The organism is Streptomyces sp. CAU 1734, from assembly GCF_039888735.1.
Taxonomy (GTDB): domain Bacteria; phylum Actinomycetota; class Actinomycetes; order Streptomycetales; family Streptomycetaceae; genus Streptomyces.
On record NZ_JBDQQP010000007.1, the window covers coordinates 130138 to 143162 of the forward strand.

11 protein-coding genes are annotated in these 13025 nt (G+C 70.6%); 2 read left to right on the forward strand and 9 right to left on the reverse strand.

Annotation, left to right across the window (positions count from 1 at the left end):
- Positions 1–151: 151 nt before the first annotated feature.
- Both AAFN69_RS15220 and AAFN69_RS15225 read left to right on the forward strand, forming a co-directional pair.
- Entirely contained in the window at positions 152–937 is a 786-nt protein-coding gene (locus tag AAFN69_RS15220) for a peptidylprolyl isomerase (protein ID WP_347729024.1), read from the forward strand.
- A gap of 164 nt (positions 938–1101) precedes the next feature.
- Entirely contained in the window at positions 1102–2331 is a 1230-nt protein-coding gene (locus AAFN69_RS15225) for a DUF349 domain-containing protein (protein ID WP_347729025.1), read from the forward strand.
- Positions 2332–2550: 219 nt separating this feature from the next.
- Here AAFN69_RS15225 and AAFN69_RS15230 read toward each other — a convergent pair whose 3' ends face one another.
- The 9 genes from AAFN69_RS15230 to AAFN69_RS15270 all read right to left on the reverse strand — a co-directional run bounded on the left by AAFN69_RS15230 (position 2551) and on the right by AAFN69_RS15270 (position 12980).
- Complete coding sequence (locus AAFN69_RS15230; RefSeq protein WP_347729026.1) at positions 2551–5121, reverse strand: RelA/SpoT family protein; 2571 nt, start codon at positions 5119–5121, stop codon at positions 2551–2553.
- A 190-nt stretch (positions 5122–5311) separates the two neighbouring features.
- Positions 5312–5854: an adenine phosphoribosyltransferase gene (locus AAFN69_RS15235; RefSeq protein WP_347729027.1), complete on the reverse strand. Its 543-nt coding sequence runs from the start codon at positions 5852–5854 to the stop codon at positions 5312–5314.
- Entirely contained in the window at positions 5851–6990 is a 1140-nt protein-coding gene (secF, locus tag AAFN69_RS15240) for a protein translocase subunit SecF (protein WP_347729028.1), read from the reverse strand. Before secF ends, AAFN69_RS15235 begins: the two co-directional genes overlap by 4 nt.
- Before the next feature lies 1 nt (position 6991).
- The gene (gene secD, locus AAFN69_RS15245; protein ID WP_347729029.1) at positions 6992–8815 is read right to left on the reverse strand and encodes a protein translocase subunit SecD; all 1824 of its coding nucleotides are present in this window, start codon (positions 8813–8815) and stop codon (positions 6992–6994) included.
- Positions 8816–8959: 144 nt separating this feature from the next.
- Complete coding sequence (gene yajC / locus AAFN69_RS15250; RefSeq protein ID WP_347729030.1) at positions 8960–9424, reverse strand: preprotein translocase subunit YajC; 465 nt, start codon at positions 9422–9424, stop codon at positions 8960–8962.
- A 165-nt stretch (positions 9425–9589) separates the two neighbouring features.
- Positions 9590–10681 carry a Holliday junction branch migration DNA helicase RuvB gene (gene ruvB / locus AAFN69_RS15255; protein ID WP_347729031.1) on the reverse strand — a complete coding sequence of 364 codons (1092 nt, stop codon included), beginning with the start codon at positions 10679–10681 and terminating at the stop codon, positions 9590–9592.
- Positions 10682–10975: 294 nt separating this feature from the next.
- On the reverse strand, positions 10976–11593 hold the full coding sequence (ruvA, locus tag AAFN69_RS15260) for a Holliday junction branch migration protein RuvA (RefSeq protein WP_347729032.1): 618 nt from the start codon (positions 11591–11593) through the stop codon (positions 10976–10978).
- Entirely contained in the window at positions 11590–12120 is a 531-nt protein-coding gene (gene ruvC, locus AAFN69_RS15265) for a crossover junction endodeoxyribonuclease RuvC (protein WP_347729033.1), read from the reverse strand. Before ruvC ends, ruvA begins: the two co-directional genes overlap by 4 nt.
- A 107-nt stretch (positions 12121–12227) precedes the next feature.
- Positions 12228–12980, reverse strand: a complete 753-nt coding sequence (locus tag AAFN69_RS15270; protein WP_347729034.1) for a YebC/PmpR family DNA-binding transcriptional regulator — start codon at positions 12978–12980, stop codon at positions 12228–12230.
- Between the last annotated feature and the right edge of the window lie 45 nt (positions 12981–13025).

Consider the following 13025-nt stretch of genomic DNA (forward strand, 5'->3'; position numbering starts at 1 on the left):
TGCGCGGCGTGGCCGCCACTGTGGCGAATTGCAGCAGTTCAGAGCCTACCGGCGCTGCTCCCCCCACAGCCAACCCGTATACGGTACGGGCACACGCGTACGGTACGGGCGCGGACGACAGACGGTTACCGAGGAATGAGGGAGAGACCCGGTGGTCAGCAGCGATCAGCGGCGGCGGCAGCTCGCCAGGGAGAAGTTCGAGCGCCAGCAGGCGCGCCGGCGGCAGTCCCGCCGGAAAAAGCAGCGGAATGCCGTCATCGCCGCGGTGGTCGCTGTCGTGGTGATCGCCGGCGCCGCCGCCTTCGCCTCGATGGACTTCGACGACAAGGACAGCTCGGCGAAGAAGCCCGCGGAGGCCGGCGCGTCCCCCGATCCCACGCCGTCGGAGGCCAAGAGCCCCGAGCCCGCCCTGTCGGTCGACAAGGCGGCGAAGTACACGATGACGCTCACCACCAGCCAGGGTGAGATCGGCATCGCGATGGACGCGGCGAAGACCCCGCGCACCGTCAATTCCTTCAAGGCGCTCGCCGACAAGGGCTACTTCGACAAGACGAAGTGCCACCGGCTCACCACCCAGGGCATCTTCGTGCTCCAGTGCGGCGACCCGAAGGGCGACGGCACCGGCGGTCCCGGCTACAACATCCCGGACGAGAATCTGAAGGCGCTGGGCAAGGCCGGCACCGACGGCACCGTGACCTATCCGCCGGGGACCGTGGCCATGGCCAATACCGGGCAGCCGAATTCGGGCGGCAGCCAGTTCTTCCTCGTCTACAAGGAGACAAAGCTCCCGCCCACGTACACACCCTTCGGCACGATGAACGCGGCGGGCCTCAAGGCCGTGGAGAAGGTGGCGAAGGCGGGCGTCGCGGGCGGAGCCGGTGACGGGGCGCCGAAGAGTGCGGTGACCGTCGAGAAGGCGGCTGTCGCCAAGGGATGACCGCGAGCGGCGGGGCCGGGGAATTTCGGCCGCGCTGAGTGCGGACAGGCGGGCGACCGGTCGCCTAGATTGGCGTTGTGCAGGGCGGGCGAAGCCCGCCCCCAGGAAACTGTGGACGATGCCCGGGGCGGGAGCCCTTGCGGGCATCAGGTGGAGGAGGCGCTGTGAGCAGCGACCCGTGGGGCCGTGTCGATGAGACGGGCACCGTGTACGTGCGTACAGCCGACGGCGAGAAGGTCGTCGGATCGTGGCAGGCCGGCACTCCCGAGGAGGCACTGGCCTATTTCGAGCGCAAGTACGAGGGCTTGGTGGTCGAAATCGGCCTCCTCGAACGGCGGGTGAAGACCACCGACCTTTCGGCGAAGGACGCCCAGACCGCGATCGACCATCTGCGGGTGCAGGTGGACGAGCATCACGCCGTGGGCGATCTCGAAGCGCTGGGGAAGCGGCTGGACGCGCTGGTCGCGACGGTCGACAAGCGCCGCGAGGAGCGCAAGGCCCAGCGGGCGAAGCAGCACGACGAGGCCCGCAGGGCCAAGGAGGAGCTGGTCGCCGAGGCGGAGGAGCTGGCGCAGAGCGAGCAGTGGCGTTCGGCCGGTGAGCGGCTGCGGGCGCTGGTGGACACCTGGAAGGGTCTCCCCCGGCTGGACCGCAAGTCCGACGACGAGCTGTGGCACCGCTTCTCCCACGCCCGGTCGGCGTTCTCCAAGCGGCGCAAGGCGCACTTCGCGTCGCTGGACGCGCAGCGCGAGGACGCCCGCAAGGCCAAGGAGAAGCTGGTCGCCGAGGCCGAGTCGCTCGCCAAGTCGACGGACTGGGGCACCACGGCAGCCCGTTACCGCGAGCTGATGGCGGAGTGGAAGGCCGCGGGCCGGGCCCAGCGCGAGGCCGAGGACGATCTGTGGAACCGCTTCCGGGGTGCGCAGGACGTCTTCTTCGCCGCGCGCAGCGGTGTCTTCGCCGAGCGTGACGCCGAGCAGGCGGAGAATCTGACGCTCAAGGAAGAGCTGGCGACCGAGGCCGAGAAGCTGGTGCCGGTGACGGATCTGAAGGCCGCCCGCGCCGCCTTCCGGGCCCTGAACGAGCGCTGGGAGGCCATCGGCCATGTGCCCCGGGACGCCCGTCCCCGGGTGGAGGGCCGGATGCACGCCGTGGAGCGCGCTCTCCAGGAGACCGAGGAGAACGAGTGGCGCCGGACGAACCCGGAGGCGCGGGCGCGTGCCGCGGGTCTGACGGGTCAGCTCCAGGCGGCCGTGGACAAGCTGCGCGGCCAGATCGACGCCGCGCGGGCCTCGGGCAACAACTCCAGGGCGGACAAGCTCGCCAAGGAGCTGGAGGGCCGCCAGGCGCTGCTGGACCAGGCGCTGAAGGGCCTGGAGGAGTTCGGCGGCTGAGCCGGGCCGCTCTCCCCTGATCGCGCGAACGGGCCTCCCGCACGGTGTGCCGTGTGGGAGGCCCTTCGCGTGCCGCGAGCTCCCCCGCACACTCGGCCCCTCCGGCGATTGAGGAGTGGGGTTCGGGGCAGCGCCCCGCCGGCGACCTGCGGTCGGGCTCCGGCGGGACACCGTGCGGGTCTCTTCCCGGGGCTCCGCCCCGGACCCCGCGCCGCACGGCTACGGGCGGCGGGCCGAGGTCACCCGGTAGACGTCGTAGACGCCCTCCACGCCGCGTACCGCCTTCAGGACATGGCCCAGGTGCTTGGGGTCGCCCATCTCGAAGGTGAAGCGCGAGGTGGCCACCCGGTCGCGGGAGGTCTGGACGGCCGCCGAGAGGATGTTCACATGCTGGTCGGAGAGGACACGGGTGACGTCCGACAGCAGACGGGACCGGTCCAGGGCCTCCACCTGTATGGCGACCAGGAAGACCGACGACTGGGTCGGGGCCCACTCGACGTCCAGGATCCGCTCGGGCTGCTGCGAGAGCGAGTCGACATTGACGCAGTCCGCGCGGTGCACCGACACCCCGCTGCCGCGGGTGACGAAGCCGATGATCGGGTCGCCCGGCACCGGTGTGCAGCAGCGGGCCAGCTTGACCCAGACGTCCTCCACGCCCTTGCAGACCACACCGGGGTCGGCGTTGGAGCGGCGCTTCTTGCGGCTGCGGGACGGCGGGGTGGTCTCGGCGATGTCCTCATTGGCGGCCTCTTCGCCGCCGAGGGCCTGGACCAGCTTCTGCACCACGCCCTGCGCGGCCACATGGCCCTCGCCGATCGCCGCGTAGAGCGAGGAGATGTCGGGGTAGCGCATCTCATGGGCGAGGGTCACCAGTGAATCGCCGGTGAGGATCCGCTGAATCGGCAGATTCTGCTTGCGCATGGCGCGGACGATGGCGTCCTTGCCCTGCTCGATCGCCTCGTCGCGGCGCTCCTTGGAGAACCAGGCCCGGATCTTGTTGCGGGCGCGGGGCGATTTGACGAAGCCGAGCCAGTCGCGGGAGGGGCCCGCGTTCTCGGCCTTGGAGGTGAAGACCTCCACCAGGTCGCCGTTGTCCAGGGTGGACTCCAGCGGCACCAGCCGGCCGTTGACCCGGGCTCCTATCGTGCGGTGGCCCACCTCGGTGTGGACGGCGTAGGCGAAGTCGACCGGGGTCGCGCCCGCCGGGAGCGCTATCACATCGCCCTTGGGCGTGAAGACGAAGACCTCATTGCGCGAGAGGTCGAAGCGGAGCGACTCCAGGAACTCCGAGGGGTCCTCGGTCTCCTTCTGCCAGTCCAGCAGCTGGCGCAGCCACGCCATGTCGTTGATGTGGTCGTCCTTGCCGGACCGCTTCGGCACATCGGTGCGCACCTTGGAGGCGCCGGCCACCGCCTCCTGCTTGTACTTCCAGTGGGCGGCGATGCCGTACTCGGCGCGGCGGTGCATGTCGAAGGTGCGGATCTGGAGCTCGACCGGCTTGCCGTTGGGTCCGATGACCGTCGTGTGCAGCGACTGGTACATGTTGAACTTCGGCATCGCGATGTAGTCCTTGAACCGGCCGGGGACCGGGTTCCAGCGCGCGTGGACGGTGCCGAGGGCGGCGTAGCAGTCGCGCACGGACTCGACCAGGACCCGGATGCCGACCAGGTCGTAGATCTCGGCGAAGTCGCGGCCCCGGACGATCATCTTCTGGTAGACGCTGTAGTAGTGCTTCGGGCGTCCGGTGACGGTGGCCTTGATCCGGGCGGCGCGCAGATCGGACTGGACCTCGTCGGTCACTATGGCGAGGTACTCGTCGCGCTTGGGGGCGCGCTCGGCGACCAGCCGCACGATCTCGTCGTACATCTTGGGGTAGAGGATCGCGAAGGCGAGATCCTCCAGCTCCCACTTGATGGTGTTCATGCCCAGCCGGTGGGCCAGCGGGGCGTAGATCTCCAGCGTCTCGCGGGCCTTCTTCTCCTGCTTCTCCCGCTTGAGGTAGCGCATGGTGCGCATGTTGTGGAGCCGGTCGGCGAGCTTGATGACCAGGACCCGGGGGTCCTTGGCCATGGCGACGACCATCTTGCGCACGGTCTCGGCCTGCGCGGCCTCGCCGAACTTGACCTTGTCGAGCTTGGTGACGCCGTCGACCAGCAGCGCGACCTGGTCGCCGAAGTCGCGGCGGAGGGTGTCCAGGCCGTACTCGGTGTCCTCGACGGTGTCGTGGAGCAGGCCCGCCATCAGGGTCGCCGGGTCCATGCCCAGCTCGGCGAGGATGGTGGTGACGGCGAGCGGGTGGGTGATGTACGGGTCGCCGCTCTTGCGCTTCTGGCCGCGGTGCCAGCGCTCGGCGACCTGGTAGGAGCGCTCGATCTGGCGGAGTGTGGCGGTCTCGATCTTGGGGTCGTTGCCGCGGACGATCCGCAGCAGCGGCTCCAGGACCGGGTTGTACGGGGACGAGCGCTGGACGCCGAGGCGGGCGAGACGGGCGCGCACCCGGTTGGAGGAGCCCGCGGAGGCGGAGCGGGACTTGACGGCCGGGACCGGCGAGGCGCCGGCGGGCTTCACGGCGGGCGGGGAACCGGCAGGGTTCACCGCGCCGGCCGTCCGGCCCGCGGCGGCGGACTTGCCGCCCGCCGCGGCCGGGGGCGCGGCGGCGGTCACGGCGGGGACACCGGCGGGGCGGGGCCGGTCGGCCGGATTCTTGTCGCGCGCGCCAGGGGCCGCCGCAGCCTTGCCGGTCTTCGGGTCGGGCTGCGCGGCGGTGGCGGGACGGGCCTCGTCTGGCAAGTGCGCTCCTCGTACGGGTCCGGAGGTCCGGAGAAGCCATGGTATCGACCTCACCGTTCTGCTGCCCCAGAGGCTGAAACAGACCCCTGGGGTCCCGGAATTCCCGGGACCCCAGGGGTCTGGTGCACGAGTGCCGCCGCGGCGGTTCCGGAGCGTGTCCACAGGATCGCTCAGGGTCCGCGGCCGTCGCTCAGAGGGTGAGCAGCGCCTCCAGGGGCGCCCCCAGCAGGGCGGGCTCCAGCCTGGCCCGGCCGCCGAGGAACCCGAGCTCCATCAGGACCGCGACGCCCGCGATCTCGGCACCGCCCCGGCGGATCAGTTCGGCTGCGGCTCCGGCGGTGCCGCCGGTGGCGAGGACATCGTCGATGACCATCACCCGGTCGTCCGGGCCGAGGTCCTCGGCGTGCACCTCGATCTCGGCGGTGCCGTACTCCAGGGCGTACGCCTGGGAGAGCGTCGCCCCGGGGAGCTTGCCCGCCTTCCGGACCGGGATGAAGCCCAGTCCGGCCCGGACCGCGACCGGCGCGCCCAGGATGAAGCCGCGGGCCTCCAGGCCGACGATCTTCGTGGCGCCGTGCCGGACGGCGACCTCGGCGAGCGCCTCGGTGAGGACGCCGAAGGCGACCGGGTCAGCCAGCAGCGGGGTGATGTCCTTGAACATCACGCCCTGCTGCGGGTAGTCGGGGACGTCCCGGATCCGGCTGAGCAGGAGCTCGCTGGGCGGTGTGGTCATCGGCGCCGCTCCGAGGAGCGGCCCCGGCCGCGCCCGCCCCGGGGGGCGGTGACGACGGGGGCACCGGCCGTCGCGACGGCACCGGGGACCGGTCCGTCGTCGTCGGCGTCGTCCTCGGCCGAGTACCGCTGCTCCGGGCCGTCGTCCTCCGGGGACTCGCCCCGGGCGGCGGCCGCCGCGCGCTTGGCGAGCACCCGCTTCTTCAGGGCCTTCATCTGCGGGTCGCGTTCCTTGAGGTCCGCGACGAGCGGGGTGGCGATGAAGATGGAGGAGTACGCGCCGGCGGCGAGGCCGACGAAGAGCGACAGCGAGATGTCGTTGAGCATGCCCGCGCCGAGGAAACCGCCGCCGATGAAGAGCAGGCCGGCGACCGGCAGCAGGGCGACGATGGTGGTGTTGATGGAGCGCACCAGGGTGGCGTTGAGGCTGCGGTTGGCGATCTCGCTGTAGGTGAAGCGGGTCTGCTTGGTGATCCCCGCGGAACCCTCCTTGAGACCGTCGAAGACGACGACGGTGTCGTAGAGGGAGTAACCGAGGATGGTGAGCAGACCGATCACGGTGCCCGGGGTGACCTCGAAGCCGACGAGTGCGTACACACCGACGGTGATGGTGAGGTCGTGGATGAGGGCGATGAGCGCGGCGACGGCCATCCGCCACTCGAAGGCGATGGCGAGATAGACCACCACCAGGACCATGAAGATCCCCAGACCGGTCCAGGCCTTGTTGGCGATCTGCGCGCCCCAGCTGGGCCCGACCAGCTCGGCGTCGAGCTGGGCCGCGGGCATGTTCAGGTCCTTGGCCAGCTTGTTCTTGACCTCGGTGGCCTGGGCCGTGTCCAGCTCGCTGACCTGGATGCGCAGGGTGTCATTGCCCAGCTTCTGGACAATCGCGGGGTGGCCGGACGCCTCCTCCGCGTACTCCTGTGCCTGGGGGGCGGAGATGGAGGTCTTCGGGGTGTTGAAGACCGCGCCGCCCTTGAACTCGATGCCCATGTTCAGGCCGCTGACCGCCAGGCCGACGATGGCCGTGATGGTGATCAGGATCGAGACGCCGTACCAGAACTTCCGCTTGGCGACGAAGTCGTAGCCGATCTCACCGTTGTAGAGCTTGGCGCCAATACTGCCGAGACGCGACATCTCACGCCTCCTTCGGGTCGGTGGGGACGACGGAGGTGCGGCGGGAGCGGCGCAGCGGCGGCTTGGCACCGAGACGCTGCGGGTCGAGCCCGGACCACGGGTGACCGCTGGCGAAGAACTTGGTGCGGGCCAGCAGGGTCATGAGCGGCTTGGTGAAGAAGAACACCACGACGACGTCGAGCAGGGTGGTCAGACCGAGGGTGAAGGCGAAGCCCTGGACCTTGCCGACGGTGACGAAGAAGAGCACCGCCGCGGCGAGGAACGACACGAAGTCGGAGACCAGGATGGTGCGCCGGGCCCGCGGCCAGGCGCGCTCGACGGCCGGACGCAGGGTGCGGCCCTCGCGGATCTCGTCCCTTATGCGCTCGAAGTACACGATGAACGAGTCCGCGGTGATACCGATGGCGACGATGGCGCCACAGACCGCGGGCAGGTTCAGCGCGAAGCCGATGGCCGGGCCGAGCAGGGCCATCAGGCTGTAGGTGAGAGCGGCGGAGACGAAGAGGCTGAGGATCGCGATCAGGGCGAGACCGCGGTAGTAGACCACCAGATAGACGATGACCAGCGCGAGGCCGATGGCGCCCGCGATGAGGCCCGCCTGGAGCTGGTCGCCGCCGAGGGCGGCGCTGACGGTGGTGACGCTCTGCTCATTGAAGGTGAGCGGAAGGGCACCGTACGACAGGATGTTGCCGAGGTCCTGAGCGGACTCCTGGTTGAAGTCGCCGGAGATCTCCGCGTTGGAGCTGAGCACCTGGTTGACCTGCGGGGCCGAGACGACCTCGCCGTCCAGGACGATCGCGAACTGGTTCTGCGGGGACTGCTGCTGGGTCAGCTTCGCGGTGATCTTCTGGAACTTCTTGGAGCCGTCCTTGGTGAAGTCCATCGTGACGATCCACATGCCGCGCTGGGGGTCCAGCTGGCCCTTGGCGTCGTCGACGTCCTTGCCGTCCACCTCGGACGGGCCGAGGATGTACTTCTCCCAGGCGCCCGCGCTGTTCTTGCCGCAGGCGATCGTGGAGTCCTCCGGCTTGACGCCCTTGCCGGCCGCGACGCGGGCCTTCTGGTCCTCGCAGTTGAGGGCCGCGAACTTGGCGTCCAGGGCGGTGGCGGCAGGGTCGGCGGGGGGAGGCGTGCCGTCGGCGGGCTTGCCGGAGTCGGAGGGCTTGGGCTCGCCCGACTCCTTCGGGTCGCCGGTGGCGGCGGGCGGGGTGGTCGCGGCGGGCGCCGCGGGCGCCTTCAGGCCATCGGTGACGGCGCGGCCCTGAGCGCTGGGGTCGCCGCTCGGCTCACCCGCCTTCGGGGTCTCGCCCGCGTCGCCGGCCTTCTCGTCCTTCTTGCCGTCCGTCGCCTTCTCGGCTTCTTCGGCCTTGGGGGACTCGGAGCCGCTCGGGGCGGGCTGCTGCGGGGTCGTGCTCCCCGGGGCGACGGCCAGTACCGGGCGGAAGTAGAGCTGGGCGGTGGTACCGACCTGCTTACGGGCCTGCTCGGAATTGGTGCCCTTGGGGATGTTCACGATGATGTTCTCGCGGCCCTGGGTCTGAACCTCGGCCTCCGAGACACCGAGACCATTGACACGGCGTTCGATGATTCCGACCGCTGTGTTCATATTGGTCTCATTGACCGCGCTCTCCTTGCCGGGCTCAGCCTCGGCCTGGAGCGTGATCGTCGTACCGCCGGCGAGGTCGATGCCCAGCCGGGGTGTGGTGTGCCCGGACCAGAACATGCCGCCGGCCAGCGCGACCATGGCGATCAGGATCAGAACCAGGACGCGCCCCGGCTTCCCCTGAGCCCCCGCGGGCCTTCGGCCCCTTTTAGGTGCTGCCACCTTCTCGTTCTCCCTGTCCAACCGCCCCGCGCCGGGTGTGCGCCGGGGCGGCCACTAAGTGTTGTGGGGACCTGCCCCCGCAGAAGTCAACACGACGAGGGGACCGCAGGCACCGGCCGGTGCCATCGCGGTCCCCGAAGATGGCTACTTCTCGCCGTCGGCCTTGCCGTCCTTGGGCTCCGCGGCATCGGCGTCCTTCGCCGTGTCGGCGTCGGCCTCGGGCTTCTTGCCCAGGTCGACCCGGGTCTCGTCGGTGGTCGCGGCATCCGTGTCCCCGGTCAGCGAGGACGCGTCGTCGGGAACGACCGGCGTCTCCTCGGCGGGGTCGTCGCCGTGCACGATCCGGTTGTACTCCGCGTCGTCGAGAACGGCACCGATGGCGTTCTTGGCATAGACGGCGTGGACGCCGGGAGCGACCTCAAGGAGCACGGTGTCGTCGTGAACCTCCTTGACGGTGGCATACATGCCCCCGATGGTGCGCACGCCGGTGCCGGTCTGCATCGAGTCACGCATCTGCGCGGCCTGCTGCTGCTTCTTCTTGGCGGACCGGGTCATCAGGAACATGGCCCCGATGAGCACGATGAAGGGGAGAAGGGTCACGAGACTCACGGGAAGAAACTTCCTTCACACGACCGCGCTGATGGGGCGGCCTATCTACGGGGGTGGGCACGCCGACCCGGAAGGTCGGCATCGGCGGAGTCTAAGCGAGTCCGCATCATTGGAACAACGCCCAGCATCGCACTCTGGTTCCTGCCCCATGGAATCCCCGCGCCGTCAAGCCCTGAAGAGGCCCGATTGTCCGCTTGCGCCCGGATTCCCCTGCTGGGGGGTGAGGCCCAGGTGTGCCCAGGCCGCGGGGGTCGCCACCCGGCCCCTCGGGGTCCTGGCCAGCAGTCCTTCCCTCACGAGGAAGGGTTCGGCGACCTCCTCCACGGTCTCCCGCTCCTCCCCCACGGCCACGGCCAGGGTGGAGAGCCCCACCGGGCCGCCGCCGAAGAGCTTGAGCAGGGCCGTGAGCACCGCCCGGTCGAGCCGGTCGAGCCCGCGGGCGTCGACCTCGTACACCGCCAGGGCGGCCGACGCGACCTCCCGGGTGATCACGCCGTCCACCTTGACCTGGGCGTAGTCCCGGACCCGGCGGAGCAGCCGGTTGGCGATCCGGGGGGTGCCGCGGGAGCGTCCGGCGATCTCGGCGGCCCCGGCGGTGTCGATCTCCACGTCGAGCAGCTGTGCGGAGCGGTGGATCACGCGTTCCAGCTCGGCGGGGTCGTAGAACTCCATGTGGCCGGTGAAACCGAACCGGTCCCGGAGCGGGGGCGGCAGCAGTCCGGCCCTGGTCGTGGCCCCGACCAGGGTGAAGGGCGGGAGCTCCAGCGGAATGGCGGTGGCGCCGGGGCCCTTGCCGACGATGACGTCGACCCGGAAGTCCTCCATCGCCATGTAGAGCATCTCCTCGGCGGGCCGGGACATCCGGTGGATCTCGTCCAGGAAGAGAACTTCACCCTCCTGGAGGGAGGAGAGAATCGCCGCGAGGTCACCGGCGTGCTGGATGGCGGGGCCCGAGGTGATCCGGATCGGCGCCTTCATCTCCGCCGCGATGATCATGGACAGGGTGGTCTTGCCCAGCCCGGGCGCCCCGGAGAGCAGTACATGATCGGCCGTCGCGCCCCGGGCGAGGGCGGCCCGCAGGACCAGATCGAGCTGTTCCCTGACCCGCTCCTGCCCCACGAACTCGTCCAGCGACTTCGGCCGCAGCGCGGCCTCGACGGCCTGGTCCTCCCCGTCGGCGACGGGGCCGACGAGCCGGGCGTCGACGGCGAGGGCCTCGTCATCGGCCCGGGCGGAGGTGGTGTCGTCCCAGTTCACTGCGTGTGCCTCATGTGGTCGGGCGGACGGGGCCGCAGGGCGGAGGGGTGGGGATGTCTCTGACCGGGCGGCGGCTCGGCACGTGAAGCACTCACGCGGCTCGGGCCCCCGGGCCCGGCGCACGGGCCCGCGTGAATCGACTCACGCGACTCCGGCTGCCCCGGGCGGTCACCCGGGAAACGCCACGCGAGTCGACTGACGCGGCTCCGGCGGCCGGCGGACGGCGGACGGGCCGCGCATGCGCCGGTGCGGGGCGCGTGGCCGCCGGCTCCCGGCCGCCGGGCCGGCCGCTCGTCACCTGGTGCGGTTGAGGCTCTGGAGGGCGGCCTTGAGCAGGGCGCCCACCTGGGGGGTGCCCTGGGACGCCTCCGCCTGGGGGGCGACCGCCGCGACCGCGTCATCGGCCTCGCGGGCGGCGTAACCGAGACCGATCAGGGCGGCATGGAGCTGATCGCGCCAGGCCGCGCCGGCGGCACCGCCCGCGGGGCGGTGGGTGCCGGGGGCGCCGACCGGGTCGCCGAGCCGGTCCTTCAGTTCGAGGAGCAGCTTCTGGGCCCCCTTCTTGCCGATGCCGGGCACGGCCATCAGCGCCTTCTCGTCGCCCGAGGCGACCGCGATCCGCAGAGCGTCGGGGGTGTGCACCGCCAGCATCGCCTGGGCCAGCCGGGGGCCGACACCGCTGGCGGTCTGGAGCAGCTCGAAGATCTGCCGCTCGTCGTCGTCGGCGAAGCCGTAGAGGGTGAGGGAGTCCTCCCGGACCACCAGGGAGGTGGCGAGCTTGGCCGGCTCGCCGAGCCGCAGGCCGGAGAGGGTGTTCGGGGTGCACTGGACCGCCATGCCGACACCGCCCACCTCGATGACCGCGGTGGTGGGGGCGAGGGCGGCGACCTGTCCGCTCACGGAGGCGATCATGCGGTACGGCCTTTCGCTGTGTGCTGGGCCACGGCCCGCTGGAGGCGGTTCTGCGCGGGGGCCCGCCAGATGTGGCAGATGGCGAGGGCGAGGGCGTCGGCGGCGTCGGCGGGCTTCGGCGGGGCGTCGAGCCGGAGCAGCCGGGTCACCATGGCGCCCACCTGCGCTTTGTCCGCGCGGCCGCTGCCGGTGACGGCGGCCTTGACCTCGCTGGGGGTGTGCAGGGCGACGGGGATGCCGCGCCGGGCCGCGCAGAGCATGGCGACCGCGCTGGCCTGGGCGGTGCCCATCACCGTACGGACATTGTGCTGGCTGAAGACCCGCTCCACGGCGACGAATCCGGGGCGGTGTTCGTCGAGCCACTGCTCGACGCCCCGCTCGATCGCGACCAGCCGGTCGCCGAGCTCGGCATCGGCGGGGGTGCGCACCACACCGACGCCGATCATGGTGAGCGGGCGGCCGGCGACCCCCTCGACCACGCCGACACCGCACCGGGTCAGCCCCGGGTCGACCCCCAGTACACGCACGCCACCCCTCCTTCGTTCATCTGTTTGTGCAGGCTATCCGCTCGCACTGACAACTCGTGCGGAACGGGCCCGATGAACGGAAGAGGGGTGTGCGGGGTGGTGCCGTGTCAGGCGTCGACCTTGGCCATGACCTCGTCGGACACATCGAAGTTGGCGAAGACGTTCTGCACGTCGTCGCTGTCCTCCAGCGCGTCGATCAGCTTGAAGATCTTGCGCGCGCCCTCTTCGTCCAGCTCGACCTGCATGGTCGGGACGAAGTTGGCCTCGGCGGAGTCGTAGTCGATGCCCTGGGCCTGGAGCGCGGTGCGCACCGCGACGAGGTCGGTGGCCTCGCTCAGCACCTCGAAGGACTCACCGAGGTCGTTGACCTCCTCGGCACCGGCGTCGAGCACCGCGTCGAGGACGTCGTCCTCGGTCAGTCCGCCCTTGGGGACGATCACGACGCCCTTGCGGTTGAAGAGGTACGAGACCGAGCCCGGGTCGGCCATCGAGCCGCCGTTGCGGGTCATGGCGACGCGTACGTCGGAGGCGGCGCGGTTGCGGTTGTCGGTGAGGCACTCGATGAGCACCGCGACACCGTTCGGGCCGTAACCCTCGTACATGATCGTCTCGTAGTCGGCACCGCCGGCCTCCAGGCCGGCCCCGCGCTTGAGCGCCGAGTCGATGTTCTTGTTCGGAACCGACTGCTTCTTCGCCTTCTGAATGGCGTCGAAGAGGGTCGGGTTGCCGTCGACGTCGGCGCCGCCCGTGCGCGCCGCGACCTCGATGTTCTTGATCAGCTTCGCGAAGAGCTTGCCGCGCTTGGCATCGATCACGGCCTTCTTGTGCTTCGTCGTAGCCCATTTAGAGTGGCCGGACATCTGCCTTCTCCTTCGCGTTACCCAGTGCTGCTGTGTTCGGCAGCG